This is a genomic window from candidate division WOR-3 bacterium (assembly GCA_039801365.1).
Taxonomy (GTDB): Bacteria; Hydrothermota; Tepidihabitantia; order Tepidihabitantales; family Tepidihabitantaceae; genus JBDRUN01.
The window spans coordinates 1-26,278 of record JBDRUN010000028.1; the positions used below are offsets into that span (position 1 = coordinate 1).

The 26,278-nt window shown below is 59.2% G+C and carries 24 protein-coding genes; 15 read left to right on the plus strand and 9 right to left on the minus strand.

Going from position 1 to position 26,278, the window contains the following annotated elements; genetic code table 11:
- The 4 genes from ABIL25_05185 to ABIL25_05200 form a co-directional block, all read right to left on the minus strand.
- Positions 1-290, minus strand: a 290-nt coding sequence (locus ABIL25_05185) for an acyl-CoA dehydrogenase family protein (GenBank protein MEO0081673.1), incomplete at its 3' end; no start/stop codon positions are given.
- The gene (locus tag ABIL25_05190; protein MEO0081674.1) at positions 290-1,087 is read right to left on the minus strand and encodes a hypothetical protein; all 798 of its coding nucleotides are present in this window, start codon (positions 1,085-1,087) and stop codon (positions 290-292) included. The genes ABIL25_05185 and ABIL25_05190, both read right to left, overlap by 1 nt.
- 273 nt (positions 1,088-1,360) lie before the next feature.
- Positions 1,361-2,668 (minus strand): phosphoribosylamine--glycine ligase, encoded by a 1,308-nt coding sequence (purD, locus tag ABIL25_05195; protein MEO0081675.1) that lies wholly within the window; start codon positions 2,666-2,668, stop codon positions 1,361-1,363.
- Positions 2,665-3,237, minus strand: coding sequence for a hypothetical protein (locus tag ABIL25_05200; protein MEO0081676.1), 573 nt, complete (start codon positions 3,235-3,237; stop codon positions 2,665-2,667). The genes purD and ABIL25_05200 overlap by 4 nt, the downstream gene beginning before the upstream one ends.
- A gap of 134 nt (positions 3,238-3,371) precedes the next feature.
- Between ABIL25_05200 and glyS the strand changes: the two genes are divergently transcribed.
- The 12 genes from glyS to ABIL25_05260 all read left to right on the plus strand — a co-directional run bounded on the left by glyS (position 3,372) and on the right by ABIL25_05260 (position 14,481).
- Positions 3,372-5,444 (plus strand): glycine--tRNA ligase subunit beta, encoded by a 2,073-nt coding sequence (gene glyS, locus ABIL25_05205; GenBank protein MEO0081677.1) that lies wholly within the window; start codon positions 3,372-3,374, stop codon positions 5,442-5,444.
- Between the two features lie 147 nt (positions 5,445-5,591).
- A complete protein-coding gene (locus ABIL25_05210) occupies positions 5,592-5,918 on the plus strand; it encodes a DUF192 domain-containing protein (GenBank protein ID MEO0081678.1) in 327 nt (108 codons plus the stop codon).
- 43 nt (positions 5,919-5,961) lie between these two features.
- Positions 5,962-6,624, plus strand: a complete 663-nt coding sequence (locus tag ABIL25_05215) for a DJ-1/PfpI family protein (GenBank protein MEO0081679.1) — start codon at positions 5,962-5,964, stop codon at positions 6,622-6,624.
- Positions 6,625-6,633: 9 nt separating this feature from the next.
- Positions 6,634-7,092 (plus strand): D-aminoacyl-tRNA deacylase, encoded by a 459-nt coding sequence (gene dtd / locus ABIL25_05220; GenBank protein MEO0081680.1) that lies wholly within the window; start codon positions 6,634-6,636, stop codon positions 7,090-7,092.
- Positions 7,093-7,149: 57 nt separating this feature from the next.
- Positions 7,150-8,025, plus strand: a complete 876-nt coding sequence (locus ABIL25_05225) for a YicC/YloC family endoribonuclease (protein ID MEO0081681.1) — start codon at positions 7,150-7,152, stop codon at positions 8,023-8,025.
- Positions 8,018-8,677 (plus strand): guanylate kinase, encoded by a 660-nt coding sequence (gene gmk, locus ABIL25_05230; GenBank protein ID MEO0081682.1) that lies wholly within the window; start codon positions 8,018-8,020, stop codon positions 8,675-8,677. The genes ABIL25_05225 and gmk overlap by 8 nt, the downstream gene beginning before the upstream one ends.
- Positions 8,678-8,759: 82 nt before the next feature.
- Positions 8,760-9,017 carry a hypothetical protein gene (locus ABIL25_05235; GenBank protein MEO0081683.1) on the plus strand — a complete coding sequence of 86 codons (258 nt, stop codon included), beginning with the start codon at positions 8,760-8,762 and terminating at the stop codon, positions 9,015-9,017.
- 73 nt (positions 9,018-9,090) lie between these two features.
- The gene (gene coaBC / locus ABIL25_05240; protein MEO0081684.1) at positions 9,091-10,317 is read left to right on the plus strand and encodes a bifunctional phosphopantothenoylcysteine decarboxylase/phosphopantothenate--cysteine ligase CoaBC; all 1,227 of its coding nucleotides are present in this window, start codon (positions 9,091-9,093) and stop codon (positions 10,315-10,317) included.
- A complete protein-coding gene (dnaB, locus tag ABIL25_05245) occupies positions 10,317-11,882 on the plus strand; it encodes a replicative DNA helicase (GenBank protein MEO0081685.1) in 1,566 nt (521 codons plus the stop codon). The genes coaBC and dnaB overlap by 1 nt, the downstream gene beginning before the upstream one ends.
- 118 nt (positions 11,883-12,000) lie before the next feature.
- Positions 12,001-13,365 carry a DNA repair protein RadA gene (radA, locus tag ABIL25_05250; protein ID MEO0081686.1) on the plus strand — a complete coding sequence of 455 codons (1,365 nt, stop codon included), beginning with the start codon at positions 12,001-12,003 and terminating at the stop codon, positions 13,363-13,365.
- Positions 13,366-13,398: 33 nt separating this feature from the next.
- Complete coding sequence (locus ABIL25_05255) at positions 13,399-13,977, plus strand: hypothetical protein (GenBank protein ID MEO0081687.1); 579 nt, start codon at positions 13,399-13,401, stop codon at positions 13,975-13,977.
- Between the two features lie 51 nt (positions 13,978-14,028).
- Complete coding sequence (locus tag ABIL25_05260; GenBank protein MEO0081688.1) at positions 14,029-14,481, plus strand: hypothetical protein; 453 nt, start codon at positions 14,029-14,031, stop codon at positions 14,479-14,481.
- A 95-nt stretch (positions 14,482-14,576) separates the two neighbouring features.
- Here the strand turns inward: ABIL25_05260 and ABIL25_05265 are convergent, their stop codons facing one another.
- The 5 genes from ABIL25_05265 to ABIL25_05285 form a co-directional block, all read right to left on the minus strand.
- Entirely contained in the window at positions 14,577-15,758 is a 1,182-nt protein-coding gene (locus tag ABIL25_05265) for a hypothetical protein (GenBank protein MEO0081689.1), read from the minus strand.
- Positions 15,759-16,443: 685 nt separating this feature from the next.
- Positions 16,444-18,993, minus strand: coding sequence for a M20/M25/M40 family metallo-hydrolase (locus tag ABIL25_05270; GenBank protein MEO0081690.1), 2,550 nt, complete (start codon positions 18,991-18,993; stop codon positions 16,444-16,446).
- A gap of 8 nt (positions 18,994-19,001) precedes the next feature.
- Positions 19,002-19,586: a DUF4203 domain-containing protein gene (locus ABIL25_05275; protein ID MEO0081691.1), complete on the minus strand. Its 585-nt coding sequence runs from the start codon at positions 19,584-19,586 to the stop codon at positions 19,002-19,004.
- A gap of 177 nt (positions 19,587-19,763) precedes the next feature.
- Positions 19,764-22,064, minus strand: a complete 2,301-nt coding sequence (locus ABIL25_05280; GenBank protein ID MEO0081692.1) for a T9SS type A sorting domain-containing protein — start codon at positions 22,062-22,064, stop codon at positions 19,764-19,766.
- Between the two features lie 144 nt (positions 22,065-22,208).
- Positions 22,209-22,334: a hypothetical protein gene (locus ABIL25_05285; protein MEO0081693.1), complete on the minus strand. Its 126-nt coding sequence runs from the start codon at positions 22,332-22,334 to the stop codon at positions 22,209-22,211.
- Between the two features lie 8 nt (positions 22,335-22,342).
- On the opposite strand from ABIL25_05285, the gene ABIL25_05290 reads away from it, so the two are divergent.
- From ABIL25_05290 to mce, 3 genes are all read left to right on the plus strand, one after another.
- Positions 22,343-23,920 (plus strand): acyl-CoA carboxylase subunit beta, encoded by a 1,578-nt coding sequence (locus tag ABIL25_05290; protein ID MEO0081694.1) that lies wholly within the window; start codon positions 22,343-22,345, stop codon positions 23,918-23,920.
- Positions 23,921-23,923: 3 nt separating this feature from the next.
- Positions 23,924-25,585 carry a methylmalonyl-CoA mutase family protein gene (locus ABIL25_05295; GenBank protein ID MEO0081695.1) on the plus strand — a complete coding sequence of 554 codons (1,662 nt, stop codon included), beginning with the start codon at positions 23,924-23,926 and terminating at the stop codon, positions 25,583-25,585.
- An 81-nt stretch (positions 25,586-25,666) separates the two neighbouring features.
- The gene (gene mce, locus ABIL25_05300; GenBank protein MEO0081696.1) at positions 25,667-26,107 is read left to right on the plus strand and encodes a methylmalonyl-CoA epimerase; all 441 of its coding nucleotides are present in this window, start codon (positions 25,667-25,669) and stop codon (positions 26,105-26,107) included.
- Positions 26,108-26,278: the final 171 nt, after the last annotated feature.

Below are 26,278 nucleotides of genomic sequence, written 5' to 3' on the forward strand. Positions count from 1 at the left end.
ATTGGATAGGTACCGAGGCCGCAGGCTGCGTAGCACAGCCCGGCCGCACCGTCAATGCGGCACAACTCCTCAACCACAATGCACATCTCCATGATGCCGCCGCCCAGACCGCCATACTCCTCCGGAATATATACCCCCATCAACCCCAGCTCTCCCAGTTCCTTCATCAGTTCATGCGGAAACTCACCGGTTCGGTCCAATTCGGCGCGGACCGGCTTCATCTTCTCCCGGGCAAACTTTCTCGCCAAGTCGCGGATTTCCTTCTGCGTGTCGGTCAGAAAGTACTCCATCAAGCCTCCAGTTCAGCTTTCCTGTCTTCGGACGTGTCCAATTTCTCAGACGCAATCCTTTGCCTTATCTCGTGCGCGACCGGTACCAGGTAGCGCCGAAGTTCGGCTGCGGTCCGACGATAGGCTTCCAAGGGCTGCCCCAAAGGGTCAGCGATACCTTGTTCAGCCACCAGTCTCGTCTTAGACTCGGCCCCGGGCACAAGCTCCAGGACCCGGCGGCGATGATACTCCTCCATCACCAGCACCAAGTCAGCGTTCTGCACCAGCCCGGTGTCAATCAACTGGCTGCGGTGCAGGGTGAGGTCCACGCCCAGTTCACCCGCAGCTACAATTGCGTTGCTGGTCGCCGGCGAACCAACCGGTGCATCAGTGCCGGCCGAATAGATGAATACCCGTTCAGGGCCGAGCATCTGCGACAGCAACCCAGCCGCCATCGGACTACGGCAGCAGTTGCCGGTACAGACTACCAGCACCGAAAAGACGAGGCCTGCGCCAAGCTGGACCATCTCACCCAGTTCGCGCTCCAGCTCAAGTATTCCCAGGCGGCCGCGTCTGTCAACAACCGCTGGCCGAGTTCGGAAGTCCACGATTGCCGGCCCGGGGCCCGGCTTGGTATCCGACACTACGATGAGAACCGCATCCTTGCCCAGCTCAACCAACAGGTCTTGAGGACTCGGATCTTCATCCGGCACACCAACGCCGACCGGCTCATGAGCGCAAGCAAGAATACCTTTCGCCAACGCATCATTCGCCACTGCGATTCCCGGCCATGATCCGGTCTCACGTTCCTTGAACACCGCGGCGACAGGTCTAGCAAGGGCTCGCCCCAACCGAACTTGGCTGTCCGCTGTCTGCCACTCAACCGGAAGTAACGGCCAGGCCGCCCGCAGGTCAGAGACCAATCGAAATGCCCGGCCGAAATACCGAACGAGCAAACCTGAGTCATGACTTAGTACACACCAGCCATCAAGTACTGGCGCGACGACTGCGCCCTGCCTGAGTGCGGCGACAACTCTCCCTGCAGCCTCGTCTGTCCTTCTGGGACTAAACCGGTACTGCTCCACGAAAGCTCAGTAGCTGGCAGTCGGAGGCAGGTTGACAGAGCCTCGACTCGACTCGAGTCTGGCCAAGCCACGCCAGCCGATATCATTCCGGAATGTCATGCCGGCAAACTGTATCCTGCCAAGGGCCCTGTACGCCTCATCCCTCGCCGCGCGCAGACTTGGACCGATACCAGTGACACCCAGCACGCGCCCGCCGTTGGTGACCAGCTTGCCGCCTCGCCAGGCAGTCCCAGCATGAAACACAAGGGCGCGATCAGACCCTTCGAGGTCACCGGTTATCACAGCTCCCTTGGAGTACTTTCCCGGATACCCACTTGACGCTGCAACAACACACAGAGCCGAATCCTGCGACCAGTCAAGCTTCCGGTCGGCCATGTCACCCATCGCACACGCCGCAAGTATCTCGGCCAGGTCGCCACGCAGTAGCGGCAGCACCGCCTGCGTTTCCGGATCACCGAACCGGCAGTTGAACTCAAGCACCCACGGGCCCTTATCAGTGTTCATGATGCCGGCGTAAATCACCCCGCGATATTCGATGCCGTGCAACCGCAGTCCTTCCAACAGCGGTGCAAACACGCGCTCTTCCACCTCCCGGGCAACAGCCGGAGTCACGACCGGTGCTGGCGCATAGGCACCCATACCGCCGGTGTTCGGCCCCTGGTCACCGTCCAGGAGGGCCTTGTGGTCCTGGGACGGAACGAACATCTCCATCCGCTTACCATCACATAGCCCGATAACCGATGCCTCCTCACCCTCAAGGAAATCCTCGACCACGACCGTGCGGCCGGCCGGCCCGAGCTCAGCATCAACCATCATCATCCGCAGCGCAGCCTCGGCTTCCGCATGGGTCCGGCACACAACCGCACCCTTACCTGCGGCCAGACCAGAAGCTTTGACAACAAGTGGCAGTCGATGACCGGCTACATACCGCCGTGCCTGTTCGAAATCAGCAAAAACCTCGAACTCGGCAGTCGCAATTCCCTGCTCGCGCATCAACCATTTGGCAAAAGCTTTGTCGCCCTCAAGCCGGGCGCCGGCCCGCCGTGGCCCAAACAGGGCAAGGCCGTGACGAGCAAAGTCATCGGCAATCCCGGCCACGAGCGGTTGTTCGGGTCCGACAACAGTCAAGTCCACCCGCTCCCGCCTGGCAAAATCCAAGAGGCCGGATATGTCATCGGCCGCAATATCAACGCACTGGGCAAGTCGGCTGATACCCGCATTCCCCGGTGCGCAATAGACCGGAGAATGAAACTGTGCTAGCTTCCAGACAAGTGCGTGCTCCCGGCCACCAGCGCCGACAACGAGTATCTTCATCGTCGCACCAGCCGGCCGAGCCGGGCAGCGCGCAGTGCCTCAACCCAGCTTCCAAAATACCGCACTGCGGCCGCGTGCAATGTACGGTACTTCTGGCGAACTTCTATAGTTGTCCCAAGCCTCATACCCTGCCGGTACGCCCGGCGCATCTCGGAAACGACCTTCTTTTTTGACCACTCCTTCTGGCGCTTTATTCTGCTGTAGTCCAGACCGGCAGCAGTAATCGCCTGCCGCCAAGACCCAAAGTGTGCCATCGCTGCGCTGACTAAACCACCATGGGTCTTCTCTGCTGCGCTGATATTGATACGCTCACCTGCCTCGGCAAGCTCACGAATCTTTCCCACGATACTGGACCTGTCCCAGCTATTCTTCCGCCTTATGTGGCTGTAGTCCAGACCGGCAGCAGCGATTGCGTTTTCCCATGAACCAAGATACTTCCGAGCAGCGTATGCCAGGGCTGAAGCATGTCGGGCGATATAGCCTGAGTTCAAGTCACTGCCCTGTGCCGCGAGACGGCGTATTTCACGGACGACTTCATCTCTTGACCAGTGTCTGTAGGAGCGTGTCATCGCGTCCTCCCGCCGAAATCTAGCACGGCAATACCGGATGTCAACCGGAAAATTCCGATTCCGGGTCGGTTCAACTCTCCCATGCTACTCCGGGCGTGCTTGCACGCCGGCCCGCACTTGTGTATCATCCGGCTGTGAAACCACTGCTGCTTGAAATCGGCACCGAGGAGCTGCCTCCGTCGTTCATTGCACCGGCCGCGACCGAACTGGAGCGACAGTTTCGTGCCCTGCTCACAGAACACGATATAGCGGCCAGCGAATCAGAAGTGTTTTACACGCCCCGCCGGATTGCGGTCCGGTTTGCCGCTGTCGCAACCGAGCGGCCAGCGCGGACGGTTGAAGTCCAGGGTCCGCCCGCCAAGGTTGCGTTCGGCTCGGACGGCAGGCCAACGAAAACCGCGATAGGATTTGCTCGGTCTCAAGGCTGTACGGAAAAAGACCTTTTCACCAAGCCCACGCCCAAGGGTGAGTACGTCTTCGCCTGTCGGAAAGAACCGGCACTACCGACTATCGCCCTACTAGCTGACCGTCTGCCGGCAATCGTCGCCGGCCTGCCCTTTGCCCGGACGATGCGCTGGCGAGAAGACAAGACCCGGTTCGCCCGGCCAATCCGCTGGCTCGTTTGCCTTTTCGGAACTGAGGTTGTGCGGTTCGAGCTGGCTGGCGTCGCTACAGGCAACATGACTTACGGCCATCGCGGCACCACCGGCCCAGTCTGCATCCCGGCCGCGACCGACTACGAGCAGATTCTTGCCGAGCAATTCGTCCTCTGCCGGCCCCTGGCCCGCCGAAAAGCTGTGATTGATTCTATCGAGAAGCTCTGTGAAGAGTCCGGCGGCAGACCGGTACTCGACCCAGAACTCGTTGAAGAAACGGTAAACATTACCGAGTACCCAGTTCCGATTCTCTGCCGATTCGACCCGGCGTACCTTGAATTGCCAGCCGAAGTACTCATCACTGCGCTAAAGAAGCACCAACGCTGCTTCGCAGTGCGCGGTGCCGACGAAAAACTACTACCCCTTTTTGTCGCAGTTGCAGACACTCCGGGTTGCAACCAGACCTTGGTCGGCCGTTGGTACGAACACGCGGTCGAGTCCCGGCTGCGCGACGCCCGGTTCTACTTCGAACAGGACCTGGCCAAGGGACTTGAAGCCCTGGTCGAAGAAGAGAAAAGGGTCACCTGGATAGAGGGAATTGGTACTTACTTCGACAAAACACAACACTTGCGTGCGATCTGTCGTCACCTGGTTCAGACCGTCAGGGCTGCAGACGCGGCTGCGCTTGATCGCGCGGCACTCCTGGCCAAAGCCGACCTCCTGACCAGCATGGTCCGGGAGAAGGAATTCACCTCCCTGCAAGGCAGAATGGGCGGCATCTACGCACGGCTTGCCGGTGAGCCAGCTCTCGTTGCTGACGCCATCGCCGAACAATACCGGCCGGTTACGACCGATGACGCACTCCCTGCGACAATCGAAGGTGCGCTCCTCGGCATCGCCGACCGGATTATCAACATTGTCGGTACCTTCGCCACCGGTGAAATTCCAACCGGCTCTGAGGACCCGTTTGCACTGCGACGCCAGGCCGCGGGCCTGCTCGCCATCATCCTCCGGCATAATCTTGAAATCAATCTCAACCAGCTGATAAGCACCACGGTTGGCCTGTTCCCAACCGCCCGACCGGAGCTGTCAGCAAAACTGGAAGCATTCTTCCAGGAAAGACTTGAGGCCATGCTCGGCGATAAAGACGTCCCATATGACATTGCGGACGCCGTCCTAGGCGTCGCGATGGAACATCCAACAAGGGCGCTCGCTGCGGCAACTGCGCTCATCGAATTCCGCCGGCGGCCTGAGTTCGAGCGGCTCATAATCGGTCAGAAGCGTGTCGCAAACATTCTGAAAGACCAACAAGTCTCGGGCCAGCCCGACCCGGCAATATTTACCGAAGAAGCTGAGATACAACTCTGGAACCAGGCACGGATAATCGAGCCGCAGGTCACCCGTGCGATGGCGCAGTTCGACTTCGTGCTCGCACTCGAACTGCTTCTCAAACTCAGAGAGCCGATTGACCGGCTTTTCGACGAAGTGATGGTAATGGCCGAAGACGAAAAACTTCGTACCAACCGGTTGCGGCTCATGTTCTACATCCGCTCGCTGTTCCACAAAGTCGCTGACCTTTCACGAATCGTACTCGACGGCGACGCAAGATAATTGACTGCTCCTCTTCTTCTGCGTACGTTAGCGCTTGGGTTACTGGGCGTTTCCGCCTGCTCCTGCCCCAAGCCACGCGCCCAAGACCGGCAAACCCAGACTCCGGCTCGGCCCCTGGCAACGGCCACCCTCCGGATTCGTGACGCCGTGGCCAGGGTCGAGGTCGCGTCCAGCGAAGAAGACCGGATGACCGGACTCATGTTCCGTCGCTCGCTCGCGCCGGACTCCGGCATGCTATTCGTATTTGAAGACACCGCACCGCGTTCGTTCTGGATGAAGAACACCTGGATTCCGCTGAGCATCGCTTTCATTGACGAAAACCGGATAATAACTGATATCATGGAGATGACACCAGAGGACACTACAACCCGCTATGCGTCATCCCGGCCGGTGGTGTGGGCACTTGAAATGAACGCCGGCTGGTTCCAGTCGCACGGCATCCGTCCCGGCGACACCGTTCTCGGCCTGCCGTAAATTGACAATCCTCGTATTCTGAATATCCTACACCATCGTATCAATGTCCAGACTAAAGGTACTTTTCACCTTGGTGAGTTCAATGGGCCTCGCCGTCGCCGCGGATACGACCCCCGCAGGCACTGCGCCAGTCCAAACCAATGCAGTGGCGGTCTTCATCAGCCAGCGGATGTTCCTGGACGAGGCACTCCAAGTCGTGACGCGCCGCTTGGAGGCCAGAGGCTATCGGCCGGTTCTGGTTGCAAGAGACACCGGGCTGGCCATTGGAATGGACCAGACCGTGGTTCGTCCAGGCCTGATGCTTGGCGAATGCCGGTCTGAGAACTTCGCCGCTCTCATCATTATCAATGGATCAGGCATTGCGACCTATTGGCAAGACACCGTAATCCACGCCAAGTGCCGCGAGTTTGCAGCGGCTGGAAGAGTAATAGGAGGCATCGGCATCGCCACCATCTGTCTGGCCCGGGCCGGTGTACTCCGGGGACACAAGGCCACCATCCTGCCGGACCGTCATGCCGTCCGGGAGCTTCTCGTCGGTGGCGCGCGCTACTGGCCGAACCCGGTTGTTACCGACCGCAACATCGTCACGGCGGCCGACTCGCAGCACATCCGCAGATTCATGGACGTACTTGTACGCTTGCTTGATACAAGGAACCGCTCCAGGCAAGATACCGGACGTCTCACTTCCGGCGCCGGGCATTGGTAGCACTGATAGATGCGCGTCGTCGTTCAGCGGGTACTCAACGCACATGTCACGGTTGGTTCGGGTAAAGTTGCGTCCATTGGCCCTGGCCTGCTGATTCTCGCCGGGGTTGGCCGGAAAGACAATGAGGAAACATGTCGCCAGCTCGCCTCCAAGACCGCACGGCTGCGTATATTCGACGATGCCGAAGGGAAAATGAACCTTTCGCTGCTCGATGTTCGCGGCTCAGCACTAGTCGTGTCCCAGTTCACATTGTATGCCGACACCCGCAAAGGTCTGCGGCCCTCTTTCACCGATGCCTGCCCGCCCGAACGGGCCAGGGAGCTGTACGAGCGGTTTGCCGCCGAACTCAGCTACCTGGGCGTGCCGACCCAGACTGGACAGTTCGGTGCGCATATGTATGTCTCGCTGACAAACGACGGACCGGTGACAATCATCCTCGACAGCGATGAGAAACACCAGGAAAGCTGAAAGACGCGTGGCGGATTCAGACACTCGTTCGGCGAGCCGCTTGACGACAAGGTGACTATGATTAAAAGTATGACCGGTGTCGCCCGGGTAGAGACGCGGCTTGTACCATCGAACGGCCGAATCGCAGTGGATATTCGCTCGGTGAATCATAAGTTCTTCGAGCTGGTTTCCGCGCTGCCGCCTGCTCTGGCCGGACACGAAGGAGAAATCAGGGAGCTGGTCCGGTCCCGAATTCGCCGCGGCTACGTGCAGATACAGATTGACTTGGATGAATCGGCTGATACGCCTTCGCTTGCCGTGAATCACGGGCTTGCTCGAGACTACGTCAGGCTGGCCCGGGAACTACAGATGCAGTACCGGCTTCCAGGCACGCTTGACATCAACACCATTCTGTCCTTCCCCGGACTGATTGTTGCCAAGAAGTCAGAGCGCAGCCGCCGGCGGCTTTGGTACCAGTGCCGGAGGATAATCACCCAAGCCCTGAGTCAGCTCAACCGGATGAAGAGCATCGAAGGCGTCGCCTTGGTCCGGGACATGCGCCGCAGGGTGAGAAAAATCCAGGCCGCGGTGCGCCAGATCGAGGCGCGCGTGCCAAAAAGGCTGGCTGAACGCCGACAGAACTTTCTGAGTCAGTTGGAGACGCTCAAAGTGGAGGTGGACCCCAAACGGGTGCTGGAAGAGGTGGCGTACATTGCCGACAAAGTGGACATTCACGAGGAGTGTGTGCGTCTGAAAAGCCACTGCTCGATGTTCCTGCGTGCGCTCCGAGTTTCATCAACCTCGGGCAAGAAACTGGACTTCATCGCCCAGGAGATGCTGCGCGAGACTGACACAATGGCTGCGAAAGCCCGCGACGTGGTCGTATCACGTCGGGCTATCGAAATCAAAGGCGAAATCGAGAAACTCAAAGAGCAGGTGAGAAACGTTGAGTAACCGGGCTGCGAACGCTCCAAGGCACCGTCCGTTCCTTATCGTACTCTCCTCACCGTCCGGTGCCGGCAAGACGTCCATCTGCCGCGGAGTCCTCAAGCGTGACCGTAACATCGCCTACTCGGTCTCAGCGACCACAAGGCCGAAGCGCCGGGGTGAGGTTCACGGCCGCAGTTACTACTTCTACTCCGAACCGGAGCTCCGCCGCCGGATTGCGCGCGGCGAGCTGCTCGAACACGCCCGGGTCTATGACTACCTCTACGGAACACCTAGGGCCCATGTGCTGAAGTGCTTCCGACGCGGCAAAGACGTTATTGCCGACCTTGACATTCAGGGAATGCGTTCTTGCAAGCACGCACTGCCCGGGACCGTGGGAATTTTCGTCACCACGCCGGCAATCGAGGACTTAGCCCGGCGCCTGCGCAAACGGGGTACGGATTCAGCCGAAGTCATAAGGCGGCGTCAGGCCGAGATCAGAGCCGAGCTGGCGGCCGTGCCCGAATTCGACTATCTCGTCGTCAATGACCGACTCGAAAGTGCGGTCGAAGACGTCCTGGCCATCGTCCGGGCCGAGCGCCTGCGCACCGACCGTCTCAACAGGAATGGAATCGCAAGTAGCCGCCGAGCACACCGACCTCAGCGGCATCACCCATGAAGAACTCTCCACTGCCGCACATACTCTGCGCTCTGTGCAGTTTGCTGTTATCCACAAGAAAGGGAACTGAGAAAGGTAGCCTATGAAGAACCTGTCGTTGGAAGCTATTTGGCAGAAGTATCCGAACAAGTACCAGGCCTTGAACATCGCGGCCCTTGAGGCCCGTCGTGTCATTGAGGCGCTGCAAAAAGGTGAGACTCAGCTCAATCAGAACATCTACGACTATGCGCTTGGTCGCCTGGTCGCTGGTGAACTGAAGTATGAGAAACTGACCGAGGCTGAACTGGAAGCACTCACCCGTGAAGGATACGGTGAACCGGGTTTCGGCCGGACGCCCTGAAGCCCGACGTTCTACGCACTGCGCTCAATACCTAAGCTGGGCGTAAGGCAGGCAATCTTCGGCCTGACGCGTGATGGGTAAGGCGTATCGCGTCCTCCTTGGTGTCACCGGTGGCATCGCCGCCTACAAGTCAGCTGAACTAGTTCGGCTGTTCCGAAAGGCGGGGCACGATGTTCAAGTCGTGATGACCGCTCATGCCCGCCGGCTCGTCGGCCCCGAGACTTTCGCCGCGCTATCCGGCCGGCAAGTGGCGACCGAGCTTTTCCCAAGAAAACGGTCCGACCGGTCCGGTACACGCTCGCCCCTCGCCCATGTTGACCTTGCCTCCTGGGCTGACTTGGTGCTCGTAGCTCCGGCCACGGCAAACATCATTGGCAAGCTTGCCTCCGGCATTGCCGATGACCTTCTCTCGACCATGGTTCTTGCCGTGCCAGAATCGACACTTCGGAATGGCCGCGTCATTCTTGCCCCGGCAATGAACGCCAACATGTGGCTTCATCCATCGGTACAGGCCAACGTCGCTCGCCTTGCCAAGTTGGGATACGTCATCGCCGGCCCGGACCGTGGTCAGCTCGCCTGCGGCATGAGCGGCCCAGGCCGGATGATTGAACCGACAGCTATTTTCGACATTTGCCAAGCCGCCCTTTCCGAGGCTGGTTCGCTTCCCGACCTTACTGGTATTCGTGTACTCGTGACCGCGGGCCGAACCGAGGAGCCGCTTGACCCGGTACGCGTCATCACCAACCGGTCAACCGGCCAACTGGGCGTCGCTCTGTGCCGTCAGTTTACCCTCAGCCGAGCACAGGTACGTCTGATCGCCGGAGCGGTGTCAATACCGCTTCCGACAGACATCGAAACCGAGCAGGTTCGCACCACGGAAGAGATGCTCCGGGCGGTAATGGCACGTCTTTCTGACACCGATTTGCTCGTGATGTGCGCAGCACCGGCTGACTACCGACCGGCTCGGGTTCGGAGCAAGAAATTCCATGCTGCCAAACTCACGCTTGAACTCAGACGCACACCTGATATTCTAAGAACCGTGAGTGCGGCCAGACCCCGACCAGTGCTAGTTGGCTTCTCACTCGATCCCTCGACTGCCCGGGCTCAACAAAAGCTCGAAGAAAAGGGACTCGACCTTGTAGTCGTAAATGGCTACTCGACGCCTGGGTCCGACACGATAACGGCTCGGCTGGTCCCGCGTCAGAGCCGGACCATCGTTCTGCCGGCAATGACCAAAGAAGCCTTCGCCCGTCGGCTAGTGAAAGAAGTTGCCACGCTGCTCAGGCGCAGGAATCACTGATGCCAAGGGCAAGACGTACGGCTTCCGGTGCGACCCCGGAAATTCCGGCCAGAGCCGATGCAGGCAATGACCGGGAAATGAAGAACGAAGCCTCCCCGACGCCCCAACCTGCCCTCCGGACTTCCGGAGAGACTCCTGCACTCGGAGTGCAGCATGATTACGGGCGCACAGCGTCCGGAGCCCAGGAAACAAGTATCCGCCGACTACCCCAGGCGCTCGATGCTGAGGCCGCGGTGCTCGGTGCGTTGTTACTTGACCCCAATACCACTGCCCGGGTAATCGAAATCCTGGGACCGAGCCCGGAACACTTCTACCTCCAGGCCCACCGCAAGGTCTATGAGGCGGTCGTCCGCCTGTTCGACGCCAACACGCCGGCCGACATCGTGACCGTCACGGCCGAGCTCAAACGGATGCACGAGCTCGACAACATCGGCGGCCCCCCGTTTCTTTCAAGCCTGATGGAACCGGTTCTCACTACCGCCCACTGCGAGGAATACGCCCGGCTCGTACTCGAGAAATCGATCCAGCGCCAACTCATCCAGACGGCAACCGACATCGTCCAGACCGCATATGACGAAGGACAACGACCGGAAGAACTCCTCGATAAGGCCGAGCAGAGGATTTTCAACATCCGTCAGACCGGCACCCGCGCGGGCTTCGCCGAACTGAGAAAGTTGCTCGGTCCCGAGGTTGAGCGTCTCGAGAGAGCTGCTCTGGAAAAGCAGCTGGTTACTGGCGTCAAGACCGGGTTCCAAGACTTGGACAAGATGACATCGGGCCTCCAGCCCGGCGAACTCATAATTATTGCGGGCCGGCCCTCAATGGGCAAGACCGCGCTGGCGCTGAATATTGCGGTCAATGCCAGCCTTGAGTCGAAAATCGCCGTCGCCATCTTCAGTCTTGAGATGTCAACTGAAGTGCTGGTTCAACGTCTGATCTGCTCCGAGGCCGAAATCTCGATGCAGAATCTGCGCCGCGGCATGCTGTCCGGTAAGGACCGGACACGACTCGCCGCGGCAACCGGGCCACTGTCACAAGCGGAGATATACATTGACGATACGCCCGCGCTGACCGCGCTGGAGATCCGGGCCCGGGCACGACGAAAGGCCGCCGAAAAACACCTCGGACTTGTCATCATAGACTATCTCCAGTTGATGGAAGCTGGCGGTCCCCGCACCCGTGAACGCAACCGGCAGCAGGAAATCACCGAAATCTCCCGCGCGCTCAAGGCAATGGCCAAAGAGCTCGACACTCCGGTGATTGCCCTCTCCCAGCTCTCTCGGCTGCCCGAGCACCGCACCGACAAACGCCCTCAGCTCGCCGACCTGCGCGAATCCGGCTCAATTGAACAGGACGCTGATCTTGTCCTGCTCCTCTTCCGTGAAGAGTTCTATCGGCCGGAAGACGAGAGTGTCAGGGGCAAGGCTGAGGTTATCATTGCCAAGCAGCGCAATGGCCCCCTGGGCACGGTCATGCTCACCTTCCGCGGACACTGTATGCGGTTCGCGGACTCCATCCTGCCCGAAATCGAAGAACCGGTCGAAGAAGAAATACCTGAAGAATGAGCAATACCCGAAAGCCAGTAGCCCCGTCTCGAAAACTCCAGTCCTTGCCCGCATCGGTTCTGAACGAGGCTTCTGAGGTTTCTCCGGATTCCAGGTATCAGACGCCCGGCGTTGTCCCGTGAAGTCCACTGCATTTGTCTGCCAGAACTGCGGGTTCGAGACCGGCCGCTGGCTTGGCCGGTGTCCAAGCTGCGACCGCTGGAACACGCTCGTCGAAGAACAGCGAGAGAAGAGAACCGGTCGTACCCGCCGGCAGCCAACTGCCGGGAGCACGAGACCGGTGAGGCTTGCCGACGTCGCTTCGCAGGAAAAGCGCCGCCTGACAACCGGCATTGCTGAACTAGACCGCGTGCTCGGTGGCGGCCTTGTTTCTGGTTCTCTACTTCTAATCGGCGGCGAGCCTGGTATCGGCAAGTCCACGCTCACTCTGCAGGTATGCGACCGGCTGAGCCGAGATCACACTCCGGTGCTGTACGTCACGGGCGAGGAATCGGCCGAGCAGGTCAAGCTCCGGGCTGAGCGCCTATCGGTCGAACCGAAGAATATCACCCTGCTCTGCTCGGTTGAGATGGGAGAAATTATCGAGGCGGCCAACGAGGTACGGCCTGGCTTGCTCGTGGTAGATTCCATTCAGACTGTGTACAGCGCTGACCTGTCCAGCGCACCCGGCAGTGTATCTCAAGTTCGGGAGTGCACTGCCGAACTTCTGCGCCTGGCTAAGGCCCGCACCATCACCACCGTCCTCATCGGCCACGTCACCAAGTACGGCTCCATTGCCGGCCCTAAGACCCTGGAGCATATGGTTGATACGGTACTTTACTTTGAGGGCGAGCAGATGCAACAGTACCGCATAGTGCGTGCGGTAAAGAACCGGTTCGGTCCGACCGACGAAATCGGCGTGTTCGAAATGTCCGATGCCGGTCTGTCCGAAGTCCCTAATCCATCTCAGTTTTTCCTTTCCGGACGGCGTCCCGATGTTTCCGGCTCTGCGGTCTGCGCCTTGGTTGAAGGCACCCGTCCGCTGCTTGTTGAGATACAAGCATTGGCGGCACGAACTCCCTATACCCTCCCCCAGCGTGTCGCCACCGGCTTTGACCTGCGCCGACTCAATATGCTGCTGTGCGTTCTGGAGCGACGGGCCGGCATTGCTGCTGCAGGCCACGACGTATTTCTCAACATCGCTGGCGGACTCAAGGTCCAGGAACCGGCCGCTGACCTGGCAGTAGTTGCCGCTCTAGCTTCCTCGCTGCGCAATGTCGTCCTGCCTTCAGACACCGCAGTCGTCGGCGAGGTCGGACTAGGCGGCGAGGTACGTTCTGTTGCCCGGGCCGAAGCCAGGATTACCGAAGCGGCCCGGCTCGGATTCAGTAAGCTAATACTGCCCCGCCGAAACCTGCCGCGCAAGTCGCGCAGAACTACGGGGCTTGAACTTTTCCCGGTCGAAACGGTCCGCGAGGCTCTTGAGACACTGGGGGACTTCTGAGACCGACCGTGTCGGCCGCAAACGGAGGATGCAATGCTTTTTCGCAAAGCCAAGACATTCATCGTAGATTTCGACACGCTGGCCGATCCCAGGATTGCTCAGTTCATGGCACTCGGTCTAGTGAACGGGACCTTGCTTGTTCCCGAGCCGCCAAAGCCGGCCGGCTCAGACGATGCTGACCACCGCACCCGCCGCGCCTGGGAGACGATCGAGGCCCTGCGCAAGATCAAATGCATCACGGTCAAGCTCGATCGCAAGCTGCTCGAACGGGACACTCTGGTCGCAGCGCTGCGTCGGCACAAAGCGACGCTGCTAACCATGGTCCCTGAGCTCAAGGCCGCCTGCAATGGCCTACCGGTCGTCGTCTTGTCCGAAATCCACAACCTTTTCAAGCCCCAATTTCTACCCGGGGCTGAGCTACGGGTGAAGGTGGCAAAGAAAGGCAAAGAGAAGAACGAAGGTATCGGCTATCTTGATGGTGGCGTCAAAGTTGTGATTGCGAACGCCGGTGATATCGTCGGCCGTGACATCGAGGTCGTCGTGCAGGGCACGCTCGATACCAGCGTTGGTCGCGTCGTGTTTGCCCGGCCCAAGTTCGTTGAGGTAACCTGACACGTATTATAGTTTCGCCATTGGCTCGGGCTTGGACTCCGACCCGAAGGCATGCGGCGTAATTGGTTATCGGTCGCTAGGCACTCTCCAACTTCGGTCTTGCACATCGCCTGCATCGCATTGGCTCTTTCCTGCTTCTGCAAGAATCCCTACGACTATGAGCCCTACGACCCAACAAAGCCTGACCCGCCGGCCGCACCGGTCCAGCTCGACCCTCCAGACGGCAAGCTGATACTCAACTACGCCTACCCGCAGGACGTCGTTATGAAGTGGCAGCGGGTCTCGGGCGCCGCTTATTACCAGGTTGAGGTCTATCAAAGTTCAAAGCCTGCTCCTGAGAGCCTCTATGCAATAGGGGACAAGGTGTACTCAACCGAAACCGCGGTCACTTTCAACCGACACGGTTGCTACTGGTGGCGTGTGCGGGCCTATAGCCCGAACTGGAAGTGGTTCACCGACTGGTCACCACTATGGATGTTCATCCTGCCTAACCCGACTAGCTAGCTCTCCTCGTGGTTCCTTTTTCTCACTACCCGTGTTACTCACTGCAACAGAGCCGCCCGGCGTGCTTGTCGCCGGGCGGTATTTGAGGCCCTCACCTAGTTCACCTTCATGAGCTTGAGCACACTCTGCCCGGATTCGGTCATAATCCGGCAGAAGTAAGTACCGGGACAGACCATTCTGTTTTCCTGGTCCCGGCCGTCCCACACGAAGAGGTCATTCCGGGCTGGACGACTCCCGGCGACCATTGAGCGCACCATCCGACCGTCAGTCGAGAATATCTGAAGCACAACCGGCCAGCTCAGCCTGCTAGTTCTGGCCGAGAAAATCACTTTTTCCGAGAAAGGACTCGGCGTCGCCTGCACCGACACCAGTCTTGTTTCTGACGACTCCACGACGCCGTCCTCTACCGGCGCTCGCACGAGTTCGAATGACCATTCCGGTCTAAACCAGTCGCTGGTGTCTTCTGGTGTCTCGATGCGACACGTCCACTGATACCGATTCCCCAGTCTCAGCCGCTGCCCGTCGTAAAGCCAGCTCGGCGTTGTTGTCACCCCCTCGCCGACCATGGTCTTGCCGTCCCACACTACGAAGTGATACCGCACCGGGCCGTTCACCGGCTTCACCACCAGCACCGGTCGCAGTGTGTGCAGCATCGCACCATCCTCTGGCACCTTCGGTTCAGGCGCCGGAATGTTGTACCCCACCACGAATTCCCAGTGTGGGGTGAACCACGGACTCCAGCCGGTCGCGTCCCGCACTCGGCACGACCAGTGGTAGCGGTGTCCGCGCTGGAGCGACAAACCACTCTTGCCCGGGTCCCAGCGTGGCTCCAAGCTGTACCCTTGGGCGGCGATGCTCTGCTCCTCCATCACGCGGAAATGGTATGAATCCACCACGACCGAGGACTCAACTATCATTGTCGGTGTGGTCGTAAGCACAGTGTCACCATTACTTGGTGCAACCGGGTCTGGCGCTGGCGGCGTAGTGCGGCAGTGCGGGGCCGCCGCTGGCGCCGCGACGGCCCCGAGCGTCCAGACGCCACCAGGACTGACAGGTACGGGCCGGGCCGGACAGAGCCCGGTCACCAGCGCGGCTCCAAGAAGCACAAGTAGCCCAAGAACCGAAATGGGAACGCCACGAATTCTAGCCGGATAGCCGGATAGCCAGAGGGCCGGAACGCTGCGGCCAGCCAGGTTTTCAGGCAAAGAACAGAGGGTGGAACGTGATTTCGCGATGGTTCCGCATCGGTTTTCGGTGAGTAACGGCCATCTGAACATGCCCTCACACCTCAAGGCTGATGATGATTTCATTGGGCCGCCGGACGCCAGTGTGCAGCTTCCTTGGGCTGGATGATTGTTGAATTGCAGACGCTCGGCGGCCCCATCTTCGAACTCTCTTGCCTTCCCGACCACCGCGGGAAAGTCAGGCCTGGTCTCACTAGTCCGGAATTCGTAGCTTGACATTTCCAAGAACCCCTCGTCCTGATGGGATGCACCCATTGTGCCAGACAAGACTGAGCGCAGGTTTGTCCCGTGCTAGCAGCTAACTCGCTGAGCACCGGACGGTTGCGATGTCAATCCCCTTGAAAACGGACGGCTTCGAGGCCAAACGGCTTATAGCAGCCCTATATGCCTTACGGCTAACCCACAGATTCTCCGGCGATTGTCCTACTGCGACTTGGGCGGCGTTCCCGGAAGTTCGCACGGACGGTCGGTGGGCAGACGGACATGTCTGCTTGAACAAAAGGAGTCCAAAACCTAGAAGTACGAGCAGTGTGGAAGTAGCAACAAAGACAGCAAGCATGATTCGCACGACCCGGCCTTTGCCGGTTGCGGTCCAGTGCTCGACATTGAAGAATGCTGGTGCGAATCGGCTCAGTAGAAACCAAGCCGCGAGGTTTCCGGCCACGCCCATCAAGCCGATCCAAATGAGCAGTAATGCCACAAGCTACCTGCGACCAGGCTATCGCGTAATGATTGTCTTGACCGTCTCTGTCCAGGTATCGGCCTCCAGCCGCAGGAAGTAAATGCCGGGAACAAGACCTCGAATGTCGTTCGCCCCGGGTCTGAGCTCAATCATCCTCTGCCCGGTCACGCTCAGCAGTTCCGCCCTGTATCCCCTGTCCTGTCTTCCATCCCCTATCATCAGCACCGACCGCAGAATCGTCGGTCCGTGGTAGCGCGTCCGGCGCACAGCGGGTGGTATTCGGACCTCGGTAACCCCGGTCGGGTCCTCGGCCACGTACCGTATTGCGCGACCTGCAACAATCGGTGCTGCACCCCTTGCCAAGGTGCCATTGTACAGGTCCTGTATCGCAATCGTCCTCGTCGGGTCCTCGATGCCGATCGTAGAACTCGTGTAACGATTTGCGGTCATGTACTGGCACACAATCACATTATTGCCCGACGCCGGGGCAAGCGTCGTATCGTATATGATTACTTGGAACTTGTCGCGCACTGAGCGTGGGTCGTAGTACGCAACGCTGTCGTATTCGACCACGAACCGGTGATTTGCGGGATCGTGATAGTAATACACATACCCCGAACTGCTCTCGCCCGGGTACAAGTCATCCCAGTTCACACATATCATACCAGGCGGTGTCGCAGGATTGGGCAGCCCGGTATTGGCGTAGTGTCGCTGCGAATAGCTGCCGGGCGCAAGCCAGCCGTCGGCCGAGACCGACACTTGCGTGTACCGCTGGCCGTAGAACTTGAACGGCCCAAAAGATGACGGCAAGTCAAGTATCTTCACCGAGTCGTTGTGCGGGAAATTGAGCCTTGTACCTACGCCCTTTATCTCAACCCATTCGTAGGCCGGGTGCTGACTATACCCGGTATCAATGTCGTCGTACGCCCAGTACAGCGGCGGCAGCCGCGGCCCGTCTGGCACCGGGTCAATCGCAAGAATCTCACCCACGGTCAGACCGAACCTATCCTGCCACGTACTTTCAGCCGACGTTATCGCCAGGTCGAAACTCACGACATGCTCCTTTGGCGTGCCCGCCGCGGCTCTTGCAAGGTACGGCTGCGTGCAGGTGGCGCTGTCCTGACCCGCGATGTCGCCAAAAGACGAGCTTGCCCGGAACAGCGTCACGTAAGGGTCGCCCGTGCTCAAAGTCGCACTAACGCCATGCGCCGTCGCCATTCCGGCATTCCGAAGTCGTACATACACTGCTACACTCTCACCAGGGTCCCAGCGACCGTTATTGTTTCCTCCCTGGTCTGATACCCAGCTTCGCAGATACGAAAGCCACGGCTGGTTTACCTGCACTGGCTGGCCCAGAGTCGCCAATGCAGCTACTGCTGCCCTGGTTACGTCGGTGCAGAACTCGTTGTTATTGTACCCGGCGCCGATTGAGTCGTGGGAAGTGTGGTAATGAGGGTTTGTTGGCCAGAAATCCTCGATGCCGGTGAGTGCAAGATACCCGTTGTTCCAGAATGGCCCGTGGTCCGAATTCTGATTGTCGCTCACCATCTGCTTGTAACACGGCAGCGCGGTATAGGTGTCGGCCACCGCGATGAACCAGTCAGCCAGAGGTCCGCAAGGCGGGTTCGCAGTCTTGGCCATCAGGTTCAAGTCCTCAGGACTCGCATCAACATAGCCGATCATATCAAAATTGAGCACCGCGAGAATGCTGTCGCCCCTGGACCGCGCCCGGCTCGCGTAGTACTCGCTGCCGTACAGTCCGAGCTCCTCTCCGGACCAACCGATGAACCGCAGGTCTCGATTGAACCGGAAGTTCTTCATCACCCGACACGCTTCCAGCGTCGCCGCAGTACCAGAAGCATTATCGTCCGCGCCCGGCGCAAGCCCGGTCGAGTAGCTGTCGAAGTGTCCCGAAATAATCGCGTACGGGTTACGCTGACCGGCAAGCCCGTAGCGCACGCCGATGACACTCGGTGCGTGACTGGAGTTGTAGTACTCAAACAGCACGGTGTCACACCCGTAAGCCCGCAGCCGAGCCGCAATCCACTGTGCTGCAGCCTTGCCTGAGTCGGTCGAGGCGTACCTTGTCCGGTACTGCTGCAACCTGCGTACGTAGGAAAGCACCGTGTCGGCCGACACCAGTGAAACAATCTGCTGGACAATTGGATTCGGAAGCACCGCCGGCAGTTGCGGAGCTCTCTCCGTGAGAACCCACGGTCTGAGGCTCAATGGTGCAACCATAGCCCGGAGTTCGCGCACCCTTGTTGCTCCGGCTTCGTCGGTCACGACGATGTACTCACTGCCGTCGTAGTCTAGTATCTGTGCCAACGCCGCAAGCTCAGCCGCAGACGTGCCGGTCATTAGGTGTACACGCAGGTACTGCTTACCGGGCGCGATGTAGTCAAGCACCCTTACGTTCTGAGTCTGCACCACTCCTGTTACAAGCACGCCGTTTCCAGTCTGCCCCACCACTGCATAGTCCCGGGCGACGTCCTCAGGCCTAGCGTCCGACACTATTCCCAGAAACTCGCTGCCAAGTCCTACCGACAGCACCGCGACCAATATTATCATACCTCTGCTACGCATCTTCTCTCCTACTTCTTCTTGTGCTTCAACTGTACCACCGTGCCGAGAACGCCTAAGACGACCCAGGACCCGAGCGCAAGCCAGTACAAAGCGCCCGCGGCCCGCAACCCGGCAAGGCCCTTATATCCATCCACTATCCGAAACCAGCCGCAGAGCTGAAATAGACCCGCAACTGCGGCCAGCGCTCCACCAAACGCGGTCAAAACTGACACAAGCGGCCGCTCAAGCAGCACCGTGACGACCCCGGCGACAATGCCAGCAGCAATCAGGACAAGGCTTGTCGGCGTGTGCCCGGTGCCGACTGTGACGAAACCCGCTACCAACGCACCTGCTGCCGCACCCAGAAGAAACACGCCGGCCTTGTACAGGAGTACGGCCAGGACGGTACCAATGATGCCGCCGACCAGCGCCGCGATTACAACGAAAAGCGGTGCTACCCCGGTAATCATCGAAACAAGCCAACAAACAATAGCTGCTCCGACCAGAAAACCGGCGATTCCAAGCGTTACTCGTATTAGTCGGTATCCAAGAAAGCACACCAGCATGCCGAGCACCATTGCCAGCACGCCACCGGCTACATCTGTGAAACTCACGAAACAAAGCATAAGCTGCATTCACTGCAGGTCAACCCCGGGCCTTGCAAGGGCAATGCGCATCACAAACTGCACACCAGGTAGTACGCGGGAACTTGGATGCCGGCGTCATGCGTCAGCAGCAGGCGGCCGGGGTTGTCCCCGGCCGCCGTGTCGCCAGCGATAAGGTTTTGGCTACTAGTGAACCACTAGCTTCTGCGATTCGACCTTGTCTCCGGCCACCAGCTTGCAGAAGTAGACGCCGGCCGGAACCGATCTGCCTTCTGAGTCAGTCATGTTCCAGACCAGTCGGTTTATGCCCGATTCCGCATTGCCGCGGAACACTGTCTGCACGAGCCGGCCACTTTGGTCGTACACGCCGACTTCAACCAAACCCGAACCTGCCACCGCGTAGTTGATGACCACGCGGCCGCGGGCCGGGACCGGCGCAGCTTCAAGTTCCACGTGTAACGCAGGCCGGAACGGGTCGAATTCCTTGGTCCCGGTCATGCCGGCAACGTACCGCAACGCGTTGTGGAAAACAAGCGCCCAGTCGCCACCGCGCTGAGGCGGGGTTCGGGTGTAGATACCCGGGTAGGAATTGACCCCGACAACCTTCTGGTTCGAGCTGACTCCGACATAGGGCCGGCCGTCGGCCCAGTTCGCGACCGAGTCGGTAGTGACATACGCCGCGCTCGCCGCAAAATACTCACGACATGAATCCACTCCGGCCATGACCGGATGCCCGGAACGATTCCAGCCAAGTGTGGTTGTAGAATGAGTATTTGCGCCCTGACCAATGGTCGCGTAAGCTCCGGTCATTATCCGGCCGCCCATTCCCCAGCCAGTCGCAAAGCTGAAGTGGCCAAGAACCACGCCACCACCTGAGTCAACATACGCTGCCAGCACATTACCCAGCGCCGCTGTGTCAGCGTACGGATAGTTAGAGTGTGCGCCGACAACCGCATAGGGCAATAGCTCGGAAATTGTTGGTGTCGTATATTGGACATCGCGGTACACGAGCGTGTCGCCCAGAGCAAGAAGCCGTACGCCCAGTGTAGTGTCAGGCTGGCCATAGTCAGAATAGAGCCACAGCACGGTCAGCTTGTCGGATGATACCGTAGTCTGGGTGAGGGTGTCATTGTGACGGTTGGTATCCACCGCAAGCGCAGTGAACATCTTTACCTGATAGGTCGCACCCGAGGGCCCTGGAGTCCAGTTCGAGGCGAATGGAAACTCCGCCGTCGCACCAGGTGCCACCGGACCGGCGTAGGTCACCGTCTGGTTGTAAACACGGGTTGCCCCAGAGTCAATCCAGCACGTCACCGGTATGTTTGATTCCGGCACCGCCCCCAGGTTCTTTATCCTGACCGTGGGCGAAAGCGGCGCGCCGGGCGGCACAATCGTGCCCGGTGCGAGAATGGCGTCGAGACTCATATCATGTGCTGGTGGTGGTCCGTAAGTGTTGTACTGGCAGATGTTCGTTGGTGTGAACCCGCCGGTCGAGCCGCCATAGACCACGGCCTTGTTGTCGGCGTTGCCAACTCCGACCGTGCGATAGACCCGGGTCGGAATCCCCTCTTCTACGCTCCAGGTCCGGGTCGTGAAGTCGAACACAAACGCGGTATCGGTAAGCGCGCTGGCCGGGGTCACACCTGAGGCAATGACCATCTTGTCACCGACCTGCGCCACTGCCGCGCCCCAGCGGGCTTCGGGCAGTTGCGGGAACACAGTGTTGTTCACATTCCAAGTGTTTGATACCGGGTCGTAGAACTCGGTGTGGGTCAGGGCCGCACCGTCCTTGTTGCCGCCCGCCATCCAGATGGTGTCGTGGTAGGCGACTGCCATCGCAAACACCCGGCCCGAGTTCATGTTCGCAACCTGGGTCCAGCCTGAGCCTGGAGTGTACCGCCATACCCGGGTCGTCGGCGCGGTTGCTCCGGGCACGCTGCAGCCGCTGCAGTAGTAAAGCTTGCCCGCGCAGGCAACAATTGTCGGCGACCAGTTGTAGCCCCACCCTGGGTGTGGTCCCGGCGCCGAAGTCCAGTTGTTGCCCGAGATGCTGTACTTGAACAGCGTGTCCACCGCCGTGCTCATCCCCGCGTAGCCGCCGCAGTAGTAGAACGTGTCGCCGATGATGGCCGCGCCGCCAGTCGTGATGTTGAGCGGGCATGGTGCCATCGTCTCCCATGTCGTGCTGCCGACCGCGTGCCGGTACAACACGTACCCCGTACTGTAACCGGCCGCCACATAGACGTGGCTGCCGTTCGTAGCTGCGGCGTTGTCCATCATCGCCGTGGGCATCGTACTATGCTGAGCCCAGGCGTCAGTTGCCTGGGGTTCACTCGCCGGGCCCAGGACATAGTCGTCCGAGCCGGGGAGCCCGTAGTAGTACTTCACAAGCTCTGGTTGATTCTGCTGCTCCGTTGCCTCGGTCGCCGGCACGCTGGCCAGGCCTGCGCCCAGCACGAAAGCAAGAAGCATTACGGTCGCTTTCATCGGTCCTCCTTTATTATCTGCGGTCTTGACGTTTTAGTTTGTTTATGGGACTACAAACGTTGGCATCAACGCCGCACAGGAATTCTATCCGTGTGCCAACCGAAGTCAATAACAACCGATACTCCGAAACCAAGCCTGTGAAGTTCAGCGAATCACAAACCATGCCAGCGCCATAGCCTGCGCTCCGGCGTAGCTGGTTGCACAGCGCTCAGTGCGATTCCTCTTTTCCGACATCCGGTGCTTGACATTGGCCGCAGTTCTGCCTAGCATCGGTGCCGATGGCAAGAGACGAAGAAGAACTCACAACCCACCTCGAACGTGTCCAGGCTGAGCTTGCCCGACGAAACGAGCAGGCGCTGCTTGGCGGTGGCAAGGACCGCATCGAGAAGCAACACGCCGCCGGCAAGCTGACTGCCCGCGAGCGACTCGACATCCTCCTTGACAAGGACAGCTTTGTGGAACTTGACCGACTTCGGGTCCACGACTGCGACGAATTCGGTATGGACAAGCAGCGAATTCCTGGTGATGCGGTTGTAACCGGTCACGGTCTCATTGGCGGCCGACCGGTTGCGGTGTTCTCCCAAGACTTCACTGTGTTCGGCGGCACACTTTCGAAGGTATTTGCCGAGAAGGTATGCAAGGTCATGGACCTGGCGATGCGGGTCGGCATGCCGATCATTGGCCTGAACGATTCGGGCGGAGCGCGAATCCAGGAAGGTGCAGTCAGCCTGGCCGGTTACGCCGACATTTTTCTGCGTAACGTGCTCGCCTCAGGCGTGATCCCGCAGATTTCCTGCATCCTCGGCCCCTGCGCTGGCGGCGCAGTGTACTCGCCGGCTCTCACCGATTTCATTTTCATGTCCGAGCGCACAAGCTACATGTTCATCACCGGACCTGAGGTCATCAAAGCTGTGACCCGCGAAGAAGTTACCAAGGAGAAGCTCGGTGGTGCCGACACCCACAATGCCGTGTCCGGAGTTGCGCATTTCAAGGGTCTGGACGACCGGGACGTGCTCGAACAGTGTCGTAAGCTCTTGTCTTATCTGCCCCAGAATAATCGCGAAGCACCGCCGCACAGCGATTTGGCCGACCCCGCGGATCGGGATACCGAAGGGGTCGAAGACGTTATCCCGGACGACCCGCGCAAACCTTATGACATGGCTGCAATTATTCGCCGGACCGTTGATCAAGGAAGTTTCTTTGAGGTACAGAAGTTCTGGGCCAAGAACATCATCATCGGCTTTGCCCGCATCGCGGGCGAAGTCGTCGGCATCGTCGCAAACCAGCCACAGTTCCTTGCCGGTTGTCTAGACATTGATGCCTCCACCAAAGCAGGCCGGTTCGTAAGGTTCCTCGATTGCTTCAATATTCCTATCGTAACCTTTGTTGACGTGCCCGGTTTCCTGCCCGGCACCAATCAAGAATACGGCGGCATCATCCGTCACGGTGCAAAGCTGCTCTATGCGTTTTGCGAAGCAACCGTACCCAAGGTAACGGTCATCACCCGCCGGGCCTATGGCGGAGCATACGACGTGATGTCGTCCAAGCACATCCGCGGAGATTTCAACTTTGCCTACCCCACTGCCGAAATTGCGGTAATGGGTGCAGAAGGTGCCGTCAACATCCTGTTTCGCAAAGAAGTTGCGGAGTCTCGGGACCCGGAAGAGACCCGGCGTGAACTTATCCGTGACTATGAGGAGAAGTTCTCAAACCCGTTCCGGGCCGCAGAACTGGGTTACGTTGACGAAGTGATTCAGTTCAAGGATACAAGGCGCAAGATTGCCCGCGCGCTCAAACTGCTCAGGACAAAGAAACTGTCAAACCCCTGGCGCAAACACGGAAATATACCTCTGTAGTAAATGCCCAAGTCTCAGGACCCAAGGCCCAATCCCGAAACCCAAGACAACCTAGTACGCTGGCAACAGGAAGTCCTTGGCCCGGCACTGGCCAAGGCACCGGAACGCGAGGAGGGATTTGAGACTACTTCGGGCATTGAGCTCAAGCGGGTCTATCTGCCTCCTGAGCAGGAACCTGTTCTCGGCCTGCCCGGTGCCTTTCCTTTCACCCGTGGCGTTCAGCCGACGATGTACCGCTCACGCTTCTGGACGATGCGCCAGTACGCCGGTTTCGGCTCAGCCGAGGAGACGAATCAGCGCTTCCGTTATCTTCTCGAACAGGGCCAGACCGGACTGTCGGTTGCGTTCGACCTGCCCACACAGATGGGTTACGACTCTGACCACCCAATGGCTCGTGGCGAAGTCGGCAAAGTCGGAGTGGCGATTTCGTGTTTCGACGACCTGGCCGTGCTTTTCGACCAGATCCCGCTCGATAAGGTCTCAACCTCAATGACGATAAATGCGACTGCCGGCATCCTGCTCGCGATGTACTGCGTCTTGGCCGAGCGTCGGGGGATACCCATAAGAGAGCTACGCGGCACGGTTCAGAACGACATCTTGAAAGAGTATGTAGCGCGCGGCACCTACATCTTCCCACCCCGGCCATCGCTTCGGCTTGTCACCGACCTGATTGCCTGGTGTGCAAAGAATGTTCCAAAATGGAATACGGTCAGTGTTTCCGGGTACCATATGCGTGAGGCTGGCGCGACTGCGGTTCAGGAAGTGGCATTCACCATTGCCGACGGTCTTGAATACATCAGGGCCGCACTCGAGGTTGGACTTGCGATTGACGACTTCGCACCCAGGCTTTCTTTCTTTTTTGCGGCACATTCCAACATTCTCGAGGAAGCGGCGAAGTTCCGCGCTGCCCGCCGGCTCTGGGCCCGGCTTCTGCGTGAGAGGTGGAACGCGTCCGACGAATCGTGCAAGCTGAGATTCCACACCCAGACCGGGGGAGTCACGCTCACTGCCCAGCAACCGGATAACAACGTTGTCCGGGTCGCATACCAGGCACTGGCCGCGGTACTCGGCGGCACCCAGAGCCTGCACACGAACTCCCGCGATGAAGCACTGGCCCTGCCAACCCAGGAATCAGCAAAACTCGCCCTGCGTACCCAGCAAATTCTCGCGCACGAAACTGGTATCGCCGATACCGTTGATCCACTTGCCGGTTCCTACGCAGTCGAAAGCCTGACTGACGAGATTGAGACCCGGGCCCGTGAGCTTATCCTGAGGGTCGAGGCACTGGGCGGCGTAGTTTCGGCCATCGAGCAGGGGTTCATCCAGGAGCAGATTGCCGACAGCGCCTACCGGTATCAACAGGAGATTGAAGCAGGCAGGCGCATCGTGGTTGGGCTGAACCGCTATCAGGAACCCGAGGAACGCCGACTTGAGATACTGCGCGTTGATCCGGAACTTGGCCGCAAACGGTCCGCGAAGCTGGCCGAAGTTCGCCGCGGCCGTGACACTGGTACGGTCAAGGCTGCGCTGAGCGTGGTGCGCGAAGCAGCAGCAGGAACTGCTAATCTGATGGAGCCGATACTCGCCGCGGTGCGCGCTAACGCCACGGTGGGCGAGATTTCCGACGCCATGCGTTCGGTCTTCGGAGAATATGACCGGCAATAGCACCATATTGTTCTTTTCCACTCGTCATAGAGGACTTGAGACTCTGGTTCTGGGTCTTGGATTCTAGCTTCAGGAGGCACGTTGATTAGAAGGATAGCCCATATCGCCATTGCCGTTCCAGATGTGGATATGGCAGCGAAGTTCTACGAGCAACAGCTTGGACTCAAGCTGGAGGGCAGGGAGACCGTGCCGCATCGCAAGGTCACGGTCGGTTTCATCCCGGTCGGTGAAACAAGAATCGAACTGGTCCAGCCTGATTCGCCCGACTCGCCGATTGCCAAGTTCCTGTCCGAACGTGGTCCAGGCCTGCAGCACATCTGCTTCGAGGTTGACGATGCCCAGGCTGAGTTTGACCGTCTGGCTAGGGCCGGAGTCAGAATCATTGACAAGGCTCCCCAGGCTGGCGCACATGGCACCAAGGTGTTTTTCATCCATCCTCACTCCGCTGGCGGCGTGCTTATCGAAATCAGCCAACCACCCGTAACATCTGCTGCTATCCAACCCGCGGGCAAATCGGAATAGGGAAGCCCTCGCAACCGTTCCAACGGCTTGTCCGTCAAGGCGCTAGCAGCCCCTGTTGCCTCATATATGGATGTACTCGAGGACGCCCCGTTGCCTCAGAATACATTTGTACTCGAATCATGAGCTTTGTCCAGCTTGAAGTCGAGATGGTTGGGCCGGCCAAGGCACATC

Coding starts and splice junctions, on each gene's coding strand:
- ABIL25_05295 (MEO0081695.1), top strand. CDS start 23,924: ATGCCCAAGTCTCAGGACCCAAGGCCCAATCCCGAAACCCAAGACAAC.
- ABIL25_05235 (MEO0081683.1), top strand. CDS start 8,760: ATGAAGAACCTGTCGTTGGAAGCTATTTGGCAGAAGTATCCGAACAAG.
- ABIL25_05225 (MEO0081681.1), top strand. CDS start 7,150: ATGATTAAAAGTATGACCGGTGTCGCCCGGGTAGAGACGCGGCTTGTA.
- ABIL25_05265 (MEO0081689.1), bottom strand. CDS start 15,758: ATGTTCAGATGGCCGTTACTCACCGAAAACCGATGCGGAACCATCGCG.
- dnaB (MEO0081685.1), top strand. CDS start 10,317: ATGCCAAGGGCAAGACGTACGGCTTCCGGTGCGACCCCGGAAATTCCG.
- ABIL25_05260 (MEO0081688.1), top strand. CDS start 14,029: ATGCGGCGTAATTGGTTATCGGTCGCTAGGCACTCTCCAACTTCGGTC.
- coaBC (MEO0081684.1), top strand. CDS start 9,091: ATGGGTAAGGCGTATCGCGTCCTCCTTGGTGTCACCGGTGGCATCGCC.
- ABIL25_05290 (MEO0081694.1), top strand. CDS start 22,343: ATGGCAAGAGACGAAGAAGAACTCACAACCCACCTCGAACGTGTCCAG.
- ABIL25_05270 (MEO0081690.1), bottom strand. CDS start 18,993: ATGCGTAGCAGAGGTATGATAATATTGGTCGCGGTGCTGTCGGTAGGA.
- ABIL25_05285 (MEO0081693.1), bottom strand. CDS start 22,334: ATGCTAGGCAGAACTGCGGCCAATGTCAAGCACCGGATGTCGGAAAAG.
- ABIL25_05215 (MEO0081679.1), top strand. CDS start 5,962: ATGTCCAGACTAAAGGTACTTTTCACCTTGGTGAGTTCAATGGGCCTC.
- dtd (MEO0081680.1), top strand. CDS start 6,634: ATGCGCGTCGTCGTTCAGCGGGTACTCAACGCACATGTCACGGTTGGT.
- ABIL25_05200 (MEO0081676.1), bottom strand. CDS start 3,237: ATGACACGCTCCTACAGACACTGGTCAAGAGATGAAGTCGTCCGTGAA.
- purD (MEO0081675.1), bottom strand. CDS start 2,668: ATGAAGATACTCGTTGTCGGCGCTGGTGGCCGGGAGCACGCACTTGTC.
- ABIL25_05255 (MEO0081687.1), top strand. CDS start 13,399: ATGCTTTTTCGCAAAGCCAAGACATTCATCGTAGATTTCGACACGCTG.
- ABIL25_05280 (MEO0081692.1), bottom strand. CDS start 22,064: ATGAAAGCGACCGTAATGCTTCTTGCTTTCGTGCTGGGCGCAGGCCTG.